The sequence below is a fragment of the Xenophilus azovorans DSM 13620 genome (assembly GCF_000745855.1).
GTDB lineage: Bacteria > Pseudomonadota > Gammaproteobacteria > Burkholderiales > Burkholderiaceae_C > Xenophilus > Xenophilus azovorans.
In genome coordinates, this window is sequence record NZ_JQKD01000003.1 from 209,676 (window position 1) to 225,745 (window position 16,070).

At 70.5% G+C, this 16,070-nt stretch carries 17 protein-coding genes; 10 read left to right on the forward strand and 7 right to left on the reverse strand.

The window, feature by feature from the left end; genetic code table 11:
• Window positions 1-44: 44 nt before the first annotated feature.
• Both gap and tkt read right to left on the reverse strand, forming a co-directional pair.
• Window positions 45-1,043 carry a type I glyceraldehyde-3-phosphate dehydrogenase gene (gene gap, locus Q392_RS00910; protein WP_038200367.1) on the reverse strand — a complete coding sequence of 333 codons (999 nt, stop codon included), beginning with the start codon at window positions 1,041-1,043 and terminating at the stop codon, window positions 45-47.
• Between the two features lie 41 nt (window positions 1,044-1,084).
• Window positions 1,085-3,121: a transketolase gene (gene tkt, locus Q392_RS00915; RefSeq protein WP_038200368.1), complete on the reverse strand. Its 2,037-nt coding sequence runs from the start codon at window positions 3,119-3,121 to the stop codon at window positions 1,085-1,087.
• A gap of 163 nt (window positions 3,122-3,284) precedes the next feature.
• Here tkt and Q392_RS00920 point away from each other — a divergent pair, with 163 nt between their 5' ends.
• From Q392_RS00920 to Q392_RS00935, 4 genes are all read left to right on the forward strand, one after another.
• Window positions 3,285-4,898 (forward strand): carboxypeptidase-like regulatory domain-containing protein, encoded by a 1,614-nt coding sequence (locus Q392_RS00920; protein ID WP_157007678.1) that lies wholly within the window; start codon window positions 3,285-3,287, stop codon window positions 4,896-4,898.
• A 77-nt stretch (window positions 4,899-4,975) separates the two neighbouring features.
• Window positions 4,976-5,365 (forward strand): S-adenosylmethionine decarboxylase family protein, encoded by a 390-nt coding sequence (locus tag Q392_RS00925; RefSeq protein ID WP_038200370.1) that lies wholly within the window; start codon window positions 4,976-4,978, stop codon window positions 5,363-5,365.
• Between the two features lie 41 nt (window positions 5,366-5,406).
• Window positions 5,407-6,114 carry a nucleotidyltransferase family protein gene (locus Q392_RS00930; RefSeq protein ID WP_038200523.1) on the forward strand — a complete coding sequence of 236 codons (708 nt, stop codon included), beginning with the start codon at window positions 5,407-5,409 and terminating at the stop codon, window positions 6,112-6,114.
• Window positions 6,111-7,511: an aminopeptidase P N-terminal domain-containing protein gene (locus Q392_RS00935; RefSeq protein WP_038200371.1), complete on the forward strand. Its 1,401-nt coding sequence runs from the start codon at window positions 6,111-6,113 to the stop codon at window positions 7,509-7,511. The genes Q392_RS00930 and Q392_RS00935 overlap by 4 nt, the downstream gene beginning before the upstream one ends.
• Before the next feature lie 9 nt (window positions 7,512-7,520).
• Here the strand turns inward: Q392_RS00935 and Q392_RS00940 are convergent, their stop codons facing one another.
• Window positions 7,521-8,417, reverse strand: coding sequence for an RNA polymerase sigma-70 factor (locus tag Q392_RS00940; RefSeq protein ID WP_038200372.1), 897 nt, complete (start codon window positions 8,415-8,417; stop codon window positions 7,521-7,523).
• A 55-nt stretch (window positions 8,418-8,472) separates the two neighbouring features.
• On the reverse strand, window positions 8,473-9,330 hold the full coding sequence (locus Q392_RS00945; protein WP_038200374.1) for a ferritin family protein: 858 nt from the start codon (window positions 9,328-9,330) through the stop codon (window positions 8,473-8,475).
• Between the two features lie 156 nt (window positions 9,331-9,486).
• Between Q392_RS00945 and Q392_RS00950 the strand changes: the two genes are divergently transcribed.
• Entirely contained in the window at window positions 9,487-10,044 is a 558-nt protein-coding gene (locus Q392_RS00950) for a glutathione peroxidase (protein WP_051952613.1), read from the forward strand.
• 293 nt (window positions 10,045-10,337) lie between these two features.
• On the opposite strand, the gene Q392_RS00955 is transcribed toward Q392_RS00950, so the two are convergent.
• Window positions 10,338-10,952, reverse strand: coding sequence for a glutathione S-transferase N-terminal domain-containing protein (locus tag Q392_RS00955; protein ID WP_038200375.1), 615 nt, complete (start codon window positions 10,950-10,952; stop codon window positions 10,338-10,340).
• Between the two features lie 105 nt (window positions 10,953-11,057).
• On the opposite strand from Q392_RS00955, the gene purB reads away from it, so the two are divergent.
• Together purB and Q392_RS00965 are read left to right on the forward strand one after the other, a co-directional pair.
• On the forward strand, window positions 11,058-12,437 hold the full coding sequence (purB, locus tag Q392_RS00960) for an adenylosuccinate lyase (protein ID WP_038200527.1): 1,380 nt from the start codon (window positions 11,058-11,060) through the stop codon (window positions 12,435-12,437).
• A 4-nt stretch (window positions 12,438-12,441) separates the two neighbouring features.
• The gene (locus tag Q392_RS00965) at window positions 12,442-13,002 is read left to right on the forward strand and encodes a YaeQ family protein (protein WP_038200377.1); all 561 of its coding nucleotides are present in this window, start codon (window positions 12,442-12,444) and stop codon (window positions 13,000-13,002) included.
• Window positions 13,003-13,124: 122 nt separating this feature from the next.
• On the opposite strand, the gene Q392_RS00970 is transcribed toward Q392_RS00965, so the two are convergent.
• Together Q392_RS00970 and Q392_RS00975 are read right to left on the reverse strand one after the other, a co-directional pair.
• Window positions 13,125-13,430, reverse strand: coding sequence for a hypothetical protein (locus Q392_RS00970; RefSeq protein ID WP_038200379.1), 306 nt, complete (start codon window positions 13,428-13,430; stop codon window positions 13,125-13,127).
• A 24-nt stretch (window positions 13,431-13,454) separates the two neighbouring features.
• Complete coding sequence (locus Q392_RS00975; protein WP_038200380.1) at window positions 13,455-13,922, reverse strand: DUF3717 domain-containing protein; 468 nt, start codon at window positions 13,920-13,922, stop codon at window positions 13,455-13,457.
• A 441-nt stretch (window positions 13,923-14,363) separates the two neighbouring features.
• Here Q392_RS00975 and Q392_RS00980 point away from each other — a divergent pair, with 441 nt between their 5' ends.
• From Q392_RS00980 to Q392_RS00990, 3 genes are all read left to right on the forward strand, one after another.
• On the forward strand, window positions 14,364-15,119 hold the full coding sequence (locus Q392_RS00980; protein WP_038200381.1) for a TerC family protein: 756 nt from the start codon (window positions 14,364-14,366) through the stop codon (window positions 15,117-15,119).
• A gap of 87 nt (window positions 15,120-15,206) precedes the next feature.
• Entirely contained in the window at window positions 15,207-15,671 is a 465-nt protein-coding gene (locus Q392_RS00985; protein ID WP_038200382.1) for a hypothetical protein, read from the forward strand.
• 39 nt (window positions 15,672-15,710) lie between these two features.
• Window positions 15,711-16,064: a phage holin family protein gene (locus tag Q392_RS00990; RefSeq protein WP_038200383.1), complete on the forward strand. Its 354-nt coding sequence runs from the start codon at window positions 15,711-15,713 to the stop codon at window positions 16,062-16,064.
• The last annotated feature ends 6 nt before the right edge of the window (window positions 16,065-16,070 follow it).

Consider the following 16,070-nt stretch of genomic DNA (forward strand, 5'->3'; position numbering starts at 1 on the left):
CCCGCGGGGCGCGTTTTTTGTTTTTTACGGAGGCAGCGGCCGGCTTACTTGCTCACCACGCGCGCCATCTCCAGGCACTTGTTGGAGTAGCCCCACTCGTTGTCGTACCAGCTCACCAGCTTGACGAAGGTGCCGTCCAGCGCGATGCCGGCCTCGGCGTCGAAGATCGAGGTGCGCGCGTCGCCGCGGAAGTCGGTGGCGACGACCTTGTCTTCCGTGTAGCCCAGGATGCCCTTGAGCGCGCCTTCGGACTGCGCCTTCATCTCGGCGCAGATCTCCTTGTAGGTGGCGTCCTTGTTCAGTTCCACCGTCAGGTCCACCACCGACACGTCGGAGGTCGGCACGCGGAAGCTCATGCCGGTGAGCTTCTTGTTGAGTTCGGGGATCACCACGCCCACCGCCTTGGCCGCGCCGGTGCTGCTGGGGATGATGTTCTCCAGGATGCCGCGGCCGCCGCGCCAGTCCTTGTTGCTCGGGCCGTCCACGGTCTTCTGCGTGGCGGTGGCGGCGTGCACGGTGGTCATCAGGCCACGCTTGATGCCCCACTTGTCGTTCAGCACCTTGGCCAGCGGCGCCAGGCAGTTGGTGGTGCAGCTCGCGTTGGAGATGATCGCCTCGCCCTTGTAGGTCTTGTCGTTGACGCCGAAGACGAACATCGGCGTGTCGTCCTTGGAGGGCGCCGAGAGGATGACCTTCTTGGCGCCGGCGTCGATGTGCTTCTGCGCCGTGTCCTTGGTGAGGAACAGGCCCGTGGATTCGAGCACCACGTCGGCGCCGACCTCGTTCCACTTGAGGTTGGCCGGGTCGCGCTCCTGCGTCAGGCGGATCTTCTTGCCGCCCACGATCAGCGTGCTGCCCTCGACGGCGATCTCGCCCTTGAAGCGGCCGTGCACCGAGTCGTACTGGAGCATGTAGGCCAGGTAGTCCGGCTCCAGCAGGTCGTTGATGCCCACGATCTCGATGTCGGGGAAGTTCTGCACCGCTGCGCGCAGCACGTTGCGGCCGATGCGGCCGAATCCGTTGATGCCCAGTTTGATCGTCATGCGAATGCTCCTGAAAGTTGAGAAAACTGCTCGGCCGGCCCTCAGCGGGCCAGTGCCGCCTCGACCGTCTCGGCCACGTTCTCCGCCGTGAAGCCGAAATGCTTGAACAGCACGCCGGCCGGGGCCGACTCGCCGTAGGTGTCGATGCCGACCACCGCCGCGGCGCCGTACTTCCACCAGAAGTCGGTGACGCCCATCTCGACCGCGATGCGCGGCAGGCCGGCGGGCAGCACGGACTTCTTGTACTTCGCGTCCTGCCGGTCGAAGGTGGTGGTGCTGGGCATGGAGACCACACGCACCGCGATCTTCTTCGCGGCCAGCAGTTCCTGCGCCTTGAGCGCGAGCTGCACCTCGGAACCGGTGGCGATGATGACCGCCTTGGCCTTTTTGTTCTTCAGGCCGACGCGCTCGGGCTCGGCCAGCACGTAGGCGCCGCGGCTGATGTCGGCCAGCGCGTCCTTCGGTGCGTAGGGCAGGTTCTGGCGCGACAGCAGCAGCGCCGTGGGACGCTGGCTGTTGCGCAGCGCGCAGGCCCAGGCCACGGTGGTCTCGGCCGTGTCGGCCGGGCGCCAGACGTCCAGGTTGGGGATCAGGCGCAGGCTGGCGGCGTGCTCGATGGACTGGTGCGTGGGCCCGTCCTCGCCCAGGCCGATGGAGTCGTGCGTGAAGACGTGGATCACGCGCTGCTTCATCAGCGCCGCCATGCGGATGGCGTTGCGGCTGTAGTCGCTGAAGGTGAGGAAGGTGCCGCCGTAGGGGATGTAGCCGCCGTGCAGCGCCACGCCGTTCATGATGGCGGCCATGCCGAACTCGCGCACGCCGTAGTTGATGTGGCGGCCGATCTGGCCGGCTTCCGTCTTGACCACCTCGCCCTTCGCGTCGAAGCGCAGGTCGGGCGTGGCGGCGGTCTTGGTGAGGTTGGAGCCGGTCAGGTCGGCGCTGCCGCCCAGCAGCTCGGGCAGCTGGGCGGTGAGGGCCTCCAGCGCGAGCTGGCTGGCCTTGCGGCTGGCGACCGTCTCGGCCTTGGTGTGGGCGTGCAGCACGGCGTCCACCACGGTCTGGTCGAAGTGCTTCGGCAGCTCGCCCTGCATGCGGCGCTCGAACTCCGCGGCCAGGTCGGGGAAGGCCTTCGCATAGGCGGCGAACTTCCCGTTCCATGCGGCCTCGGCGTCCGCGCCGCGGGCCTTGGCGTCCCAGTCCTGGTAGACGGCCTCGGGCAGTTCGAAGGGCGCATGCGTCCAGCCGATGGCGCTGCGCGTCAGGCCGATCTCGTCGGCGCCCAGCGGCTCGCCGTGCGCCTTGGCGGTGCCGGCGCGGTTGGGGCTGCCCTTGCCGATCTGCGTCTTGCAGATGATGAAGGACGGCTTGTCGCCCTTGGCCTTGCGGGCCTGCGCGATGGCCTTGGAGACGGCCTGCGCATCGTGCCCGTCGACCGGGCCGATCACGTTCCAGCCGTAGGCCTCGAAGCGCTTGGCGCTGTCGTCGATGAACCAGGGCGCGACCTTGCCGTCGATGCTGATGCCGTTGTCGTCGTACAGGGCGATCAGCTTGCCCAGCTTCCACGCGCCGGCCAGCGCGGCGGCCTCGTGGCTGATGCCTTCCATCAGGCAGCCGTCGCCGAGGAAGACGTAGGTGTGGTGGTCGACGATGGCGTGGCCGTCGCGGTTGAACTCGGCGGCCAGCAGCTTCTCGGCCAGCGCGAAGCCCACCGCGTTGGTGATGCCCTGGCCCAGCGGGCCGGTGGTGGTTTCCACGCCGGGGGTGATGCCCACCTCGGGGTGGCCGGCCGTCCTGCTGTGCAGTTGGCGGAAGTTCTTCAGCTCCTCGAGCGGCAGCGCGTAGCCCGTCAGGTGCAGCAGCGCATAGACCAGCATCGAGGCGTGGCCGTTGGAGAGCACGAAGCGGTCGCGGTCGGCCCAGTGCGGGTTGGCGGGGTTGTGCCGGAGGTGCTCGCCCCACAGGGCCACCGCCATGTCGGCCATGCCCATCGGGGCGCCGGGGTGGCCGGAATTGGCTTGTTGTACGGCGTCCATCGCCAGCGCGCGGATCGCGTTGGCCATCAAGGCGTGGTTGGCCATCGGAGAGAGGCTTTCGGGGGGTTGGGGTGAGGGAAAGCCCTCGATTTTAGCCGGCGGGGTATCGCCACACGGCGGACCGGGCGCGATGGCGCTGGACATGGCGCCGGACGCTCATCTATTCTTCCGCTTACAAAAACCAAGCTGTCACTACAGGGAGTTGCATATGCGAACAAGAATTCGCGCGCTGGCATGCGCGCTGGGATTGAGCCTGCTCGCAGGCTGCGGAGGAGGCGGAGGGGGCGGCGGCTTCCTTCCGGTGGCGGGCACGCCCTCCGGCCCCACCACGGGCGAGACGTCCGGTCCGCCGACCACGCCCACCACCCCAACCACCCCGCCCCATCCCTCCAATCAGGAGACGGTGCTCGCCGGCCAGGTGACCGCCGGCGGCGCGCCCGTGGCCGACGCCGCGGTGAGCGCTGGCGGCGCCACGGCGCGTACCGACGCCGAGGGCCGCTACCGCCTGGCCATCGCCGACGCGCAGGCGCCGGCCACGGTCCTCGTCAAGTCCAGGGGACACCTGACGATGGCCAAGGAAGCGCCGCTCGTGCAGGGACGAACCACCACCCTGGACGTGGCGCTCCAGCCGGTGGACGTGCAGCGCACCTTCGAGGCGGCCGGCGGGGTGGTCGCCATCGTCAACGGCGCCGTGATCGACATTCCGGCCGCCGGCATCCAGGACGCCGCCGGCAACCCCTACGACGGGCCGGTGCACCTGGCCGCGGCCTACCGCAACCCCACCACCGCCGAGGGCGTGGACGCGTTCCTGCAGCCCTATCGCGGCGAGGACAGCGGCGCCGGCTACCACCTGCAGACGGTGGGCGTGATCGAGGCGACGCTGACCGACCCGGCCGGCAACCCGCTGCAGCTCAGCCAGCCGGCCACGCTGGTCTACCCCGGCGTCAGCCGCGTGGACGGCGGCGAGGCTTCGATCCCGCTGTGGTACTACGACGAGCAGCGCATGCTGTGGATCCGCGAGGGCCAGGCCACGCGGCAGAGCGACGGCAGCTACCTCGGGCAGGTGTCGCACTTCAGCGCCTGGAACCTGGACCGGCAATGGGGCGGCGCCTTCACCGGCATCACGATCAAGTATTGCGTGAACTTCCAGAACGGGGCAGCCTACCGACAAGGCGTGCAGGTCGTGCTGAACGGCCCCGGTTTCTCCATGAGCCCGTTCTCCGACCCGCTGCCGTCGGGCGAGCATTCGTTCCTCAACGCACCGGCCTACGCGCCGCTCACACTGCATTTCATCGATGCAGGCAACGGCTCGACCCAGACACTGAACATCGCGTCCACGGCGCCCGGCCAGACCGTCGAACTGCTGCCCTGCGTCACCCTGGTCGGCACGGCCGACTGGACGCCCCCGCCCCCGCCGCCCCCGCCGGAGCCCGTGGCGCCGGACACGCCGGTGGGCGATCTTCTGGGTACGTTCGGCGTGAGTGGCGGCTGGGGCAGCAGCGAATACGAGTGGTCTGGCAACCTCAGCGTGCGCGACGACGCCGTCGGCGCCATCACGGGCACAGCCGAGGGCACTTCGTATCCAGGCGGCGACTGCTGCGGCACGGGCGTGGTCACGGGGCAGATGGCCGTGGGCGGCTATCTCTCGTTCACCATGACACCCGCCCCAGGCCCTGCGTCGTCGAACGGGCCGATCCTTTTCACGGGCCGCCTGTACACCGATGGCACCGTCACGGGCACCTGGAACTACACCCGACCCGACGTCGCCACCCCATCGGGCGCCTATCTCGTCCTGTATCCCATCACAGAGATACCGTCATAGGCGGCAGCGCTGCCGGCGCCTCGCCCGGACGAGGTGCTCGCCGCACGCCGCATGGGTGGGCTGCTAGAGTCCGCCGCATGCAGGGCCTGCACCTCACCGCCGACCTCCACGACTGCCAGTGCGACACGCGCTGGCTGACCGACGCGCAGGCCCTGGGCGTGCGCTGCGTGGCCGCCGTCCATGCAGCCGGGCTGCAACCGGTCGGCCAGCTCTTTCACCGCTTCCCCGACACGGACGCCGGGCCGGGCGGCGTGACCGCCACCGTGCTGCTGGCCGAGTCGCACCTGTGCGTCCACACCTGGCCGGAGCGCCGCGCCGTCACGCTCGACGTGTACGTGTGCAACTTCGGCGGTGACCATTCGGCCAAGGCGCAGCGCGTTCTCGACGGCCTGCTGGCCCTGTTCGAGCCGACCGCCGCCGACCGCCAGGCGCTGCAGCGCGGCCGCGCGATCGCCGCCGCCTCATGACACCGACCACCCTCTCTGCCCCCGGCCCGCGCGCCAGCGCCATGGTGCTGGCCGCCGGCCGCGGCGAGCGCATGCGCCCGCTCACCGACACCTGCCCCAAGCCACTGCTGCCCGTGCATGGCAAGCCGCTGATGCAGTGGCCGATGGAGGCGCTGGCGGCGGGTGGTTTCACGCGGCTGGTGATCAACACAGCCTGGCTGGGCGAGCAGATCCCCGCGCGCTTCGGCGCCCGGCACGGCAACACGGCGATCGCCTACTCCGAGGAAGGCCGCGACTTCGGCGGCGCGCTGGAGACGGCCGGCGGCATCGTGCGCGCGCTGCCGCTGCTGGAGGACGTCTTCTGGGTCGCGGCCGGCGACGTGTTCGCGCCGGACTTCCGCTTCACGCAGCACGCGGTGGACCGCTTCGCCGCCAGCGGCGCCCTCGCCCACCTGTGGCTGGTGCCCAACCCGCCGCACAACCCGAAGGGCGACTTCGGCATCGGCCCCGGCGGCCTGACCCTGAACGCGCCGGCCGGCGCGGACGTGCCGCGCTTCACCTTCTCCACCATCGGCCTGTACCGCAGCGCCCTGTTCGCGCCGCCGTACTGCGACATTGCGCCGGGCAACCCGCAGGGCGCGAAGGCCCCGCTGGCACCGCTGCTGCGCGCCGCGATGGACAATGGCCTGGTCAGCGCCGAGCTGTACGCCGGCCGCTGGACCGACGTCGGCACGCCGGAACGCCTTGCCCAGTTGAACGCCACCCCATGAGCCGCAGCGACACCCCTTCCTCCCCTTACGCCGCCCGCCGCGCGCGCCTGGCCGCGCAGCTCGGCACCGGCGGCATCGCCATCGTGCCCACCGCGTCCGAGCGCCAGCGCAACCGCGACAACGATTTCCCGTTCCGGCACGACAGCTACTTCTACTACCTCACCGGCTTCGCCGAGCCCAACGCCTGGCTGGTGCTGGACGGCAGCGGCCGCGCCACCCTCTTCTGCGCGCCCAAGGACCTGGAGCGCGAGATCTGGGACGGCTACCGGCTCGGGCCCGAGGCCGCGCCGGGCGTGCTGGGCGTCGACGAGGCCTTCTCCGTCGCCGAGCTGGACACGCGCCTGCCCCGGCTGCTGGAGAACCGCGAGACGGTGTGGTTTCCGTTCGCCACGCACGCGGGCCTGGAATCGCGCGTGGACGGCTGGCTGCAGAAGGTGCGCGCCCGCGTGCGCTTCGGTGCCCTCTGCCCCGAGCAGCAGCGCGACCTGTGCGGCCCGCTGGACGAGATGCGCCTGATCAAGGACGCGCACGAGCTGGACACCATGCGCCGCGCCGCCGACATCAGCGCCCGCGCCCACGTGCGTGCCATGCAGACCAGCGCCCGCATGCTGCGCGCCGGCCAGGACGTGCGCGAATACCACCTCGACGCCGAGCTGCTGCACGAGTTCCGCCTCGGCGGTTCGCAGTTCCCGGCCTACGGCTCCATCGTGGCCGCCGGCGCGAATGCCTGCGTGCTGCACTACCGCGCCGACGCCGCGCCGGTGCGCGCGGGCGAGCTGGTGCTGATCGACGCCGGCTGCGAGCTGGACGGCTACGCCAGCGACATCACCCGCACCTTCCCGGCCGACGGCCGCTTCAGCGGGCCGCAGCGCGCGCTGTACGACCTGGTGCTGGCCAGCCAGGAGGCGGCCGTGGCGGCGACGAAGGCCGGCGCACGCTTCAACGACCCGCACGACGCGACGGTGAAGGTGCTGGCGCAGGGCATGCTCGACCTGGGCCTGCTGGATGCGAACAAGGTCGGCAGCGTCGACGACGTGATCGAGCAGCGCGCGTACTTCCGCTTCTACATGCACCGCACCGGCCACTGGCTGGGCATGGACGTGCACGACTGCGGCAGCTATGTCGAGCCCTCGCAGGTGGGCGAGGTCAGCGAGCGCAAGGACCCGCTCTCGGGCGAGATCATCAAGAACCGGCCCAGCCGCATCCTGCAGCCCGGCATGGTGCTGACCATCGAGCCCGGCATCTACGTGCGCGCGGCCGACGACGTGCCGAAGCAGTTTCACGACATCGGCATCCGCATCGAGGACGACGCCGTCGTCACCGAGACCGGCTGCGAACTGATCACCCGCGGCGTGCCGGTCCGGGGCGACGAGATCGAGGCGCTGATGCGGGCCTGAGGGCCGAGGTCAGGCAGCAGCCCCGCGCGCGGCCGCCACGCGCGCCAGCTTGTCCGGGTTGCGCTGCGAATGGATGCGCACGATGCGCCCGTTCTCCCATTCGAAGGACTGCACGGACTCCAGCACGCCGTCCACCCAGCGCAGCAGGCCGGGCGCGCCGTTGACCTGCGCCACCTCGACGCGCAGCGCGCCCGGGTGGCGCCGCGCCACCGCGAAGTACACCTGCGCCACCCGCTGGCCGCCCACCAGCGGCCGGCCGAAGGAAGGCACCTTGCCGCCGCCGTCGCCGATCAGCGCCACGTCCTCGGCCAGCAGCGCCTTCAGGCCGTGCAGGTCGCCCTTGGCCGCCGCCTCGGCGAAGCTGTGCAGCAGCGCCAGGTGGCGCTCGCGCGGCACGGCGAAGCGCGGGCGCTCCTCCTGCACCGCCGCCTTGGCGCGGTGCACCAGCTGGCGGCAGGCGGCCTCGCTGCGGCCGAGCGTGGCGGCGATCTCGGCGTAGTCCACCTCGAACACCTCGCGCAGCAGGAAGGCGGCCCGCGCGTCGGGCGCCAGCCGCTCCAGCACGGCGAGGAAGGCCACCGACAGGCTGTCGGCGCGCTCGACCAGTTCCTCCGGGGTGGGCGGCCCGTCTTCCCGGGCGGCTTCCACCACGGGCTCGGGCAGCCAGGTGCCGACATAGTGCTCGCGCTGGACCTGGGCCGCGCGCAGGCGGTCGATGGCCAGGCGCGTGGTCACGGTGACCAGCCAGGCCTCGGCATTGTCCGGCGGCTGCCCGGCCGAGGCGTGCCAGCGCAGCCAGGCGTCCTGCACCACGTCCTCGGCCTCGGCGACGGAGCCGAGCATGCGGTAGGCGATGCCCTTCAGGCGCGGGCGATGGCGGGCGAAGGTGGCGGTGGCGGCGTCCATGAGGTCAAGACGGACGGCGGCCGCCCGATGTGACAAGGCGGCGGCCTGCGCCGCCTCAGGCGCCCTGGTACTCGGGCTGCGGGCCGAGCCGGGCCGCCAGTTCCTTGCGGTAGCGGTTGAGCTCCTGCACCGTCTTGAAGCTGTGGCCCAGCAGCCGGCTCAGGTTGTGCAGGATGCGCTCGCCCACCTTGCCCTCCCAGGCGGCGTCGAACTTGATCTGGGTATCGAGCCAGCGCTCCAGCCAGTCCGGGTCGGGCATGCGGCTCTGGATGGTGTCGCGCGGGAACAGCGCCTTGTTCACGTGCAGGTTGGTCGGGTGCAGCGCCTGCGCGGTGCGGCGCGCGCTGGCCATCAGCACGCCGACCTTGGCGAAGGCGGCGCGCGCCTCGTCGCCGAACTTCTCCATCGCGCGCTTCATGTAGCGCAGGTAGGCGCCGCCGTGGCGCGCCTCGTCCTGGCTGAGCGTGGTGTAGATGTGCTTGATGACCGGCTCGGTGTGCCACTCGGACGCGCGGCGGTACCAGTGGTTCAGGCGGATCTCGCCGCAGAAGTGCAGCATCAGCGTCTCCAGCGGCGGCGCCGGGTCGAAGTCGAAGCGCACGTCGTGCAGTTCCTCCTCGGTCGGTGCCAGGTCGGGGCGGAAGCGCTTGAGGTATTCCATCAGCACCAGCGAGTGCTTCTGCTCCTCGAAGAACCAGATCGACATGAAGGCGGAGAAATCGCTGTCGTGCCGGTTGTCGCGCAGGAACATCTCGGTGGCGGGCAGCGCCGACCATTCGGTGATGGCGTTCATCTTGATGGTCTGCGCCTGCTCGTCGGTGAGCAGGCCGGCATCGAAGTCCTGCCAGGGGATGTCCCGGTCCATGTGCCAGCGCACGGATTCGAGTTGCCTGAAGAGTTCCGGATACAGCATCGACGTCCTTCCCATGGGGCGTTCGATTCTAGGAGGCCGGGCGGCGCGGCCCCGGGACGCTCCCGGGGGCCTTGGCCTTCGGCGTGCGAAGCGCGATGATGCGCCTTGCGCCGCCGCCCGGGGCCGCATGCCCCCAACGTCGACAGGAGCATCGCCATGCGCACCCTCGTTCTTCTCGCCGGCCTGGTGGCCGCCGCGCAGCCGGCGATGGCGGCCGAGCCCGCCGCTTCCTGCCCGGCCATCCTGCAGCACACCTTTCCGCGGCTGCAGGACGAGACGCCGCAGCCGCTGTGCCAGTACGCCGGCAAGGTGGTGCTGGTGGTCAACACCGCCAGCTTCTGCGGCTTCACGCCGCAGTACCGCGGGCTGGAGGCGCTGGACCGCAGGTACCGCGACCGCGGCCTGGTGGTGCTGGGCTTTCCCTCCAACGACTTCGCGCAGGAGTCGGGCTCCAACAAGCAGATCGCCGAGTTCTGCGAGAACACCTTCGGCGTGAAATTCCCGATGTTCGCCAAGTCCGCCGTGCGCGGGGCGGACGCGAACCCGCTGTTCCGCGAGCTGGCGCGGGCCAGCGGCACCACGCCCAAGTGGAACTTCTACAAGTACCTGATCGCCCGCGACGGACGGGTGGTGCGGGCCTGGTCCAGCATGACCTCGCCCGACGACCTGGGCTTCGTGCATGCCGTCGAGCGCGAGCTGGCGGCCGTGCACTGACCCCTGCGACACAAACGTTTACGAAGTCGCCGGAACCGTCGCCCTCCGCCTACGTTCCCACACTTCGCCGCCACGCATGATGGCGGCACGGTTTGCTGCTGCGAAGCCTTCCGGGCCTTCTCGGCCCCGGCTGCAATCCCGGAGCGACTCTTCTCCTCCTCCCTCCCTCCCTCCTTTCGTTTCGGGGCGCTTCGCAGCATTTTTATTTCCGCCGGCCTGCCGATGCAGGCGGCACGAACGCAAAGGGCGCCCGACGAGGCGCCCTTCTTGCGTTTGGGAGTCGGACGACGCGCCTACTGCGGCTGGGTGTCGGCGAAGCTGGGCCGCTGCAGCAGCTTGTCGTGCAGGCGCGCCAGCTCGGGGTGCCGGCCGCGCCAGTCGACCTCGGGAAAGCGGAAGGCGATCCAGCCCAGCGCGCAGCCCACCGCGATGTCGGACAGGCTCAGGTGGATGCCGCTGCAGAAGGGCTTGTCGCCCAGGCCCTTGGCCATGGCGGCGATGCCGGCCTCGACCTTGCCGCGCTGGCGGTCCATCCAGGCCTGGCTGCGCTCGCCCTCGGCGCGCTTGGGCCAGATGGCCTCCATGCGCCACAGCACGCCGGCGTCCATCACGCCGTCGGCCAGCGCCTCCCAGGTCTTGACCTCGGCGCGCTCGCGGCCCGAGGGCGGGATGAGCTTGCCGACCGGCGAGAGGGTGTCCAGGTACTCGACGATCACGCGCGAGTCGAACATCGCCTCGCCGCCGTCCATGACCAGGCAGGGCACCTTGCCCAGCGGGTTGGAGGCGGAGATGGTGGTGTCATCGGACCAGACATCCTCGTGGATGAACTGGCAGTCCAGCCGTTTCTCGGCCAGCACGACGCGCACCTTCCGAACGTACGGACTGGCGGTCGATCCGATGAGTTTCATGCGCGGGCGCCCCCGGGGGGCGTGGTCATTGTGGCGGCCGGATTCTACGGGCGCGGCCCCGCGCCCGCGGCCCGCCCGCGGGAGGCCGGCTCCTACAATTCCGGGATGAGCTTCTCCCCCGTTTCCGCCCTCTCCCCCCTCGATGGCCGCTACGCCGGCCGGCTCGCCGCGCTGCGCCCGCTGATGAGCGAGCAGGGCTACATGCACCGCCGCGTGCAGGTGGAGGTGGCCTGGTTCATCGCGCTGTCGGACGCCGGCTTCGCCGAGTTCAAGCCGCTCACGCCCGGCGCGCGCAAGTACCTGATGGGGCTGGTGTCGCACTTCGGCGAGGCCGACGCGCTGGCGATCAAGGAGATCGAGAAGACCACCAACCACGACGTCAAGGCGGTGGAGTACTGGATCAAGTCCAAGTTCGAGGCCCGGCCCGAGCTGGAGTCGGCCGCCGAGTTCGTGCACTTCGCCTGCACCAGCGAGGACATCAACAACACCAGCCACGCGCTGCAGATCCAGGCCGCGCGCGAGCAGGTGCTGCTGCCGGCGCTGGACGGCATCATTGCCACCCTGAAGAAGATGGCGCACGACTTCGCCGCCGTGCCCATGCTCAGCCGCACCCACGGCCAGACCGCCAGCCCCACCACCGTGGGCAAGGAGATCGCCAACGTGGCCGTGCGCCTGGCCAACGCGCGCTCCGCCATCGCCGCGGTGAAGCTGCTGGGCAAGATGAACGGCGCCGTGGGCAACTACAACGCGCACCTGGCGGCCTGGCCCGGCTTCGACTGGGAGGCCTTCAGCCGCAAGGTGGTCGAGACGCCCGCGCCGCAGGGCCTGGGCCTCACGTTCCAGCCCTACAGCATCCAGATCGAGCCGCACGACTACATGGCCGAGCTGTTCGACGCGGTGGCGCGCGCCAACACCATCCTCATCGACTTCTCGCGCGACGTGTGGGGCTACGTCAGCCTGGGCTACTTCAAGCAGCGGCTGAAGGCCGGCGAGATCGGTTCCTCGACCATGCCGCACAAGGTCAACCCGATCGACTTCGAGAACGCCGAGGGCAACCTGGGCCTGGCCAATGCGCTGCTGCGCCACCTCTCCGAGAAGCTGCCGATCAGCCGCTGGCAGCGCGACCTGACCGACAGCACCGTGCTGCGCAACATCGGCGTGGCCTTCGGCTACGCGGTGCTGGCCTATGCGAGCCTGGCCACCGGCCTGGGCAAGCTGGAGCTGAACGAGTCCGCGCTGGCCGCCGACCTGGACGCGAGCTGGGAGGTGCTGGCCGAGCCGATCCAGACCGTGATGCGCCGCTTCGGCGTGCCCGGCGCCTACGAGAAGCTCAAGGAGGTCACGCGCGGCCAGGCCGTCACGGCCGAGGCGCTGCACGCGCTGATCCGCTCGCTGGAAATCCCCGAGGCCGAGAAGGAACGGCTGCTGGCCATGACGCCCGGCAGCTACACCGGCAAGGCGGCCGAACTCGCCCGGCGCGTCTGACCCGGTGGCGCTCAAATCCACCGTCTTCAAGGCCGAGGTGGCCGTGGCCGACATCGACCACGGCTACTACGCCGACCACGCCCTCACCCTGGCCCGCCACCCGAGCGAGACCGACGAACGCATGATGGTGCGGCTGGCGGCGCTGGCGCTCAACGCGCACGAGCTGCAGGACCGCTGCGGCGGCGACGGCACCCTGGCCTTCGGCGCCGGCCTGTCGGACCCGGACGAGCCCGACGTCTGGCTGCGCGACTTCACCGGGCGCACGCGCCTGTGGGTGGAGGTGGGCCAGCCCGAGGAGCGCCCGATCGCCAAGGCCTGCGGCAAGGCCGACGCCGTGCGCCTGTACGCCTACGGCCACGCGGCCGAGGTGTGGTGGCGGGGCATCGAGGGCAAGCTCGCGCGCCTGGCCGGCCTGGAGGTATGGCGCCTACCGACCGCCGCCGTGCAGCAGCTCGGCGCGCTGGCGCAGCGCAGCATGCGGCTGCAGGCGACGCTCCAGGAGGGCGTGCTGATGCTGGGCGACGGCACGCGCTCGGTGGACATCGAGCCGGTGCGCTGGAAGTAGCGCATCGCCTGCCGCGGATCTTCGAACCACAGACACCGTTCGGGCTGAGCCTGTCGAAGCCGGGGGCGGCGCTTCGACAAGCTCAGCGTGAACGGTTGAATGGGGCTGAACGCGCTTCCGCCTCAAGCGCCCGGCATCGGCGCCCCGCAGTGCCAGCACTGCTCGAATCCGCCCTCGACGAACTCGCCGCAGGCGCAGTGCCACTGCCGCTGCGGCGGATGCCGGAGCGCCGCCAGCAGGCGCAGCGCCAGCGCGTGCTGCGCGTCGTCGCCGATCCACAGCTCGGGCAGGCATTGGTCGGGCGGCAGCTCGCCGGCGGCGGCGCCGAGGTACTCGCGCTGCACCGTCACGTCCAGCCCCTCGGCGCGCAACGCATCGGCCCACAGCGTGGCGATGGCGAGGTTGGGAGCCTGGGCCAGCCGGCGCATGGGGCCTCGGTCGGTCGGGCCGGATCAGGCCGCCGAAGGGCTGCCTTCGCCGGCCGGCGCCGCGGCGGCGGTGCGGCGCGCAGCCTCGGCCTCGCGCGCGCGCTCGGCGTAGCGGTTGAAGCGCCAGGCCGTGTCCTGCATGGTGATGCGGCGCCAGGTCCGGCGCTTCTCGGCCGGCGTCATGGCGGGCCAGTGCTGCACTTCCTCGAAGCTGCGCCCGCAGCCCTTGCATTCGTCGTCGCCCTGGCTGGTCGAGCAGATGGCGATGCAGGGCGTATCGGGCGTGGTCCCGTACCACGCCAGCCAGGCGTCCCAGGCCCGCGGCGGGAAGCCGACCTCGTCGGCCTCGTCCTCGCCGTGGAAGACCATGAGCGCATACACCTCGGCCAGCGCCCGCACCTCGGGCGCCAGCGTCAGGCCGTCGGGCGAGGGCTTGCGCTCGCGCCAGAAGTTGATGGCGGCCTCGATGTCGGTGATGTGGATGCCGGCCATGGAAGGGAACGGGAAGCGACGCGGAGAAAGGGCGGCGTGCGCCGCGGGGCGCCGATCTTAGGCGCAGCGCCAGTGCCCCGGCAGGCCGTGCGGCCTCCTTGCGCTGGCGGCATGGGCTGTGGTCCAATCCGCGGATTCGAGGGGGAGTAGCTCCCGGCCCGTCGATGCATCCACGCGGATGCACCCGCCGCGGTCCGTCGATCTGTCGTCAATACGAAGCATCCGCTTCCGGCAGATCGGGCAGAGCGCGCAGCGCCATGCGCCGCGCCAGCCGAGCAAGACCTTTGATTGAGCCTTCTTCGGGCTGGTCAAGGTCATGCGTCGGTCCCTCACGTTCTTCGGTGTGCGGTCCATGCATCCTGGGCCGTCGCCCCTGGCAGGTCAAAGCGGGAAGCAGCGTCCCCACGCGCCTTCCCATCCGTGGCTGACACTGAGGAACCTATGGAATTTCTGACTGCTCCCGAGTTCTGGGTCGCGCTGGGCCAGATCATCATCATCGACATCCTGCTCGGCGGCGACAACGCCGTGGTGATCGCGCTGGCCTGCCGCAAGCTGCCGCCCGCGCAGCGCACCAAGGGCATCATCTTCGGCACCGCCGGCGCCATCGTCCTGCGCGTCATCCTCATCGCGTTCGCGATGACGCTGCTGAACATCCCGTTCCTCAAGTTCGTCGGCGCCATCCTGCTGGTGTGGATCGGCGTGAAGCTGCTGGCCCCCGACGAGGACGGCCACGGCGACATCCAGGGCAGCGACAGGCTGCTGGCGGCCATCAAGACCATCATCGTGGCGGATCTGGTGATGAGCGTGGACAACGTGATCGCCATCGCCGGCGCCGCGCAGAACGCGGGCGACCACTCGATGCTGCTCGTGGTCCTGGGCCTGCTGATCTCGATCCCGATCATCGTCTGGGGCAGCCAGCTGGTCATCAAGCTGATGGAGCGCTTCCCGCTGATCATCACCCTGGGCGGCATGCTGCTGGGCTGGATCGCCGGCGGCATGCTGGTGACGGACCCGGCCTTCGTCAACACCGAGAAGTGGACCTGGATGCCCAAGCTGGGCACCATGGGCGCCGACGGCCAGGCCGTCATCTCCGACACGCTGTACTGGACGGCCCACGTCGCCGGCGCGCTGCTGGTGCTGGCAATCGGCAAGCTGCTGGCCTCGCGCCGCACCGGCGGTGGCGCGCAGCACGGCTGATCTGGCACACTGTCCGCACCTGCCGCCGCGCCCCCGGGCGCGGCCTTCCATCCCGGCGCGAGCCGCCCTCCCTGGAGGAGATTCGAGATGAGCGACAAGATCATTCTCTACGTCGATGACGCGGCCTACGCCCGCGAACACCTCGAACGGCTCGCCCCTGCCACGGCCGGCGGTGCGCCGCGGCACTGGGTGCTGGTGGCCTGCGCCCCGCGCATGACGCACCGCATCAGCAAGTGGGTGAGCCACAGCGCGCGCGAGAACTGGCGCGCCAAGTGGTTCGCGCGCGCGCAGGAGACCCTGGCCCCGGCCCTCACGGCCGGCGGTGCGCAGGTGACGGCGGTGCTGGCCAAGGGCCCGCTGGTCGAGCTGACCCGCAAGCTGCAGCTCGAGCACGGCGCCGTGCCGGTCGTCGATGCCCGCCGCCCGAAGGTGGGCGTGGACATGGAGCCGGTGGCGGTGGGCCAGCAGCCGGCGCAGTCCGGCTGGGCGCTGCCCGGCGCGGTGGCCGGCATGGGTGCGCTGCTGGTGCTGGCCAACGAACTGGCGGAATAGGCCTCACCTCGGCGACGGCATTGCCGCTATGCTGCGGCCATGCGTCTGATCCTCAAATGGCTGCTCAGCGCCGTGGCGCTGCTGGCGGTGGCCTATCTCTATGGCGGCGTGCAGGTAGCAAGCTTCGGCAGCGCGCTCATCGCCGCGGCGGTGATCGGCCTGCTGAACATGGTCGTGCGGCCGGTGCTGGTGGTGCTCACCTTTCCGGTCACCATCGTCACGCTGGGCCTGTTCCTCTTCGTCATCAACGCCCTGCTGTTCTGGGCCGCCTCGGGACTGCTGCAGGGCTTCCACGTCAGCGGCTTCTGGGCGGCGGTGCTGGGCTCGCTGCTGTACTCGATCCTCGGGGTGCTGATCGAGGCGGCGCTGGGCGGGCTGCTGGGCAAGCGCTGAACCGGC

Excerpts from the sequence above, each read along its gene's own strand:
- gap (WP_038200367.1), bottom strand. The coding sequence starts at position 1,043 with ATGACGATCAAACTGGGCATCAACGGATTCGGCCGCATCGGCCGCAAC.
- tkt (WP_038200368.1), bottom strand. The coding sequence starts at position 3,121 with ATGGCCAACCACGCCTTGATGGCCAACGCGATCCGCGCGCTGGCGATG.
- Q392_RS00920 (WP_157007678.1), top strand. The coding sequence starts at position 3,285 with ATGCGAACAAGAATTCGCGCGCTGGCATGCGCGCTGGGATTGAGCCTG.
- Q392_RS00925 (WP_038200370.1), top strand. The coding sequence starts at position 4,976 with ATGCAGGGCCTGCACCTCACCGCCGACCTCCACGACTGCCAGTGCGAC.
- Q392_RS00930 (WP_038200523.1), top strand. The coding sequence starts at position 5,407 with ATGGTGCTGGCCGCCGGCCGCGGCGAGCGCATGCGCCCGCTCACCGAC.
- Q392_RS00935 (WP_038200371.1), top strand. The coding sequence starts at position 6,111 with ATGAGCCGCAGCGACACCCCTTCCTCCCCTTACGCCGCCCGCCGCGCG.
- Q392_RS00940 (WP_038200372.1), bottom strand. The coding sequence starts at position 8,417 with ATGGACGCCGCCACCGCCACCTTCGCCCGCCATCGCCCGCGCCTGAAG.
- Q392_RS00945 (WP_038200374.1), bottom strand. The coding sequence starts at position 9,330 with ATGCTGTATCCGGAACTCTTCAGGCAACTCGAATCCGTGCGCTGGCAC.
- Q392_RS00950 (WP_051952613.1), top strand. The coding sequence starts at position 9,487 with ATGCGCACCCTCGTTCTTCTCGCCGGCCTGGTGGCCGCCGCGCAGCCG.
- Q392_RS00955 (WP_038200375.1), bottom strand. The coding sequence starts at position 10,952 with ATGAAACTCATCGGATCGACCGCCAGTCCGTACGTTCGGAAGGTGCGC.
- purB (WP_038200527.1), top strand. The coding sequence starts at position 11,058 with ATGAGCTTCTCCCCCGTTTCCGCCCTCTCCCCCCTCGATGGCCGCTAC.
- Q392_RS00970 (WP_038200379.1), bottom strand. The coding sequence starts at position 13,430 with ATGCGCCGGCTGGCCCAGGCTCCCAACCTCGCCATCGCCACGCTGTGG.
- Q392_RS00975 (WP_038200380.1), bottom strand. The coding sequence starts at position 13,922 with ATGGCCGGCATCCACATCACCGACATCGAGGCCGCCATCAACTTCTGG.
- Q392_RS00980 (WP_038200381.1), top strand. The coding sequence starts at position 14,364 with ATGGAATTTCTGACTGCTCCCGAGTTCTGGGTCGCGCTGGGCCAGATC.
- Q392_RS00985 (WP_038200382.1), top strand. The coding sequence starts at position 15,207 with ATGAGCGACAAGATCATTCTCTACGTCGATGACGCGGCCTACGCCCGC.
- Q392_RS00990 (WP_038200383.1), top strand. The coding sequence starts at position 15,711 with ATGCGTCTGATCCTCAAATGGCTGCTCAGCGCCGTGGCGCTGCTGGCG.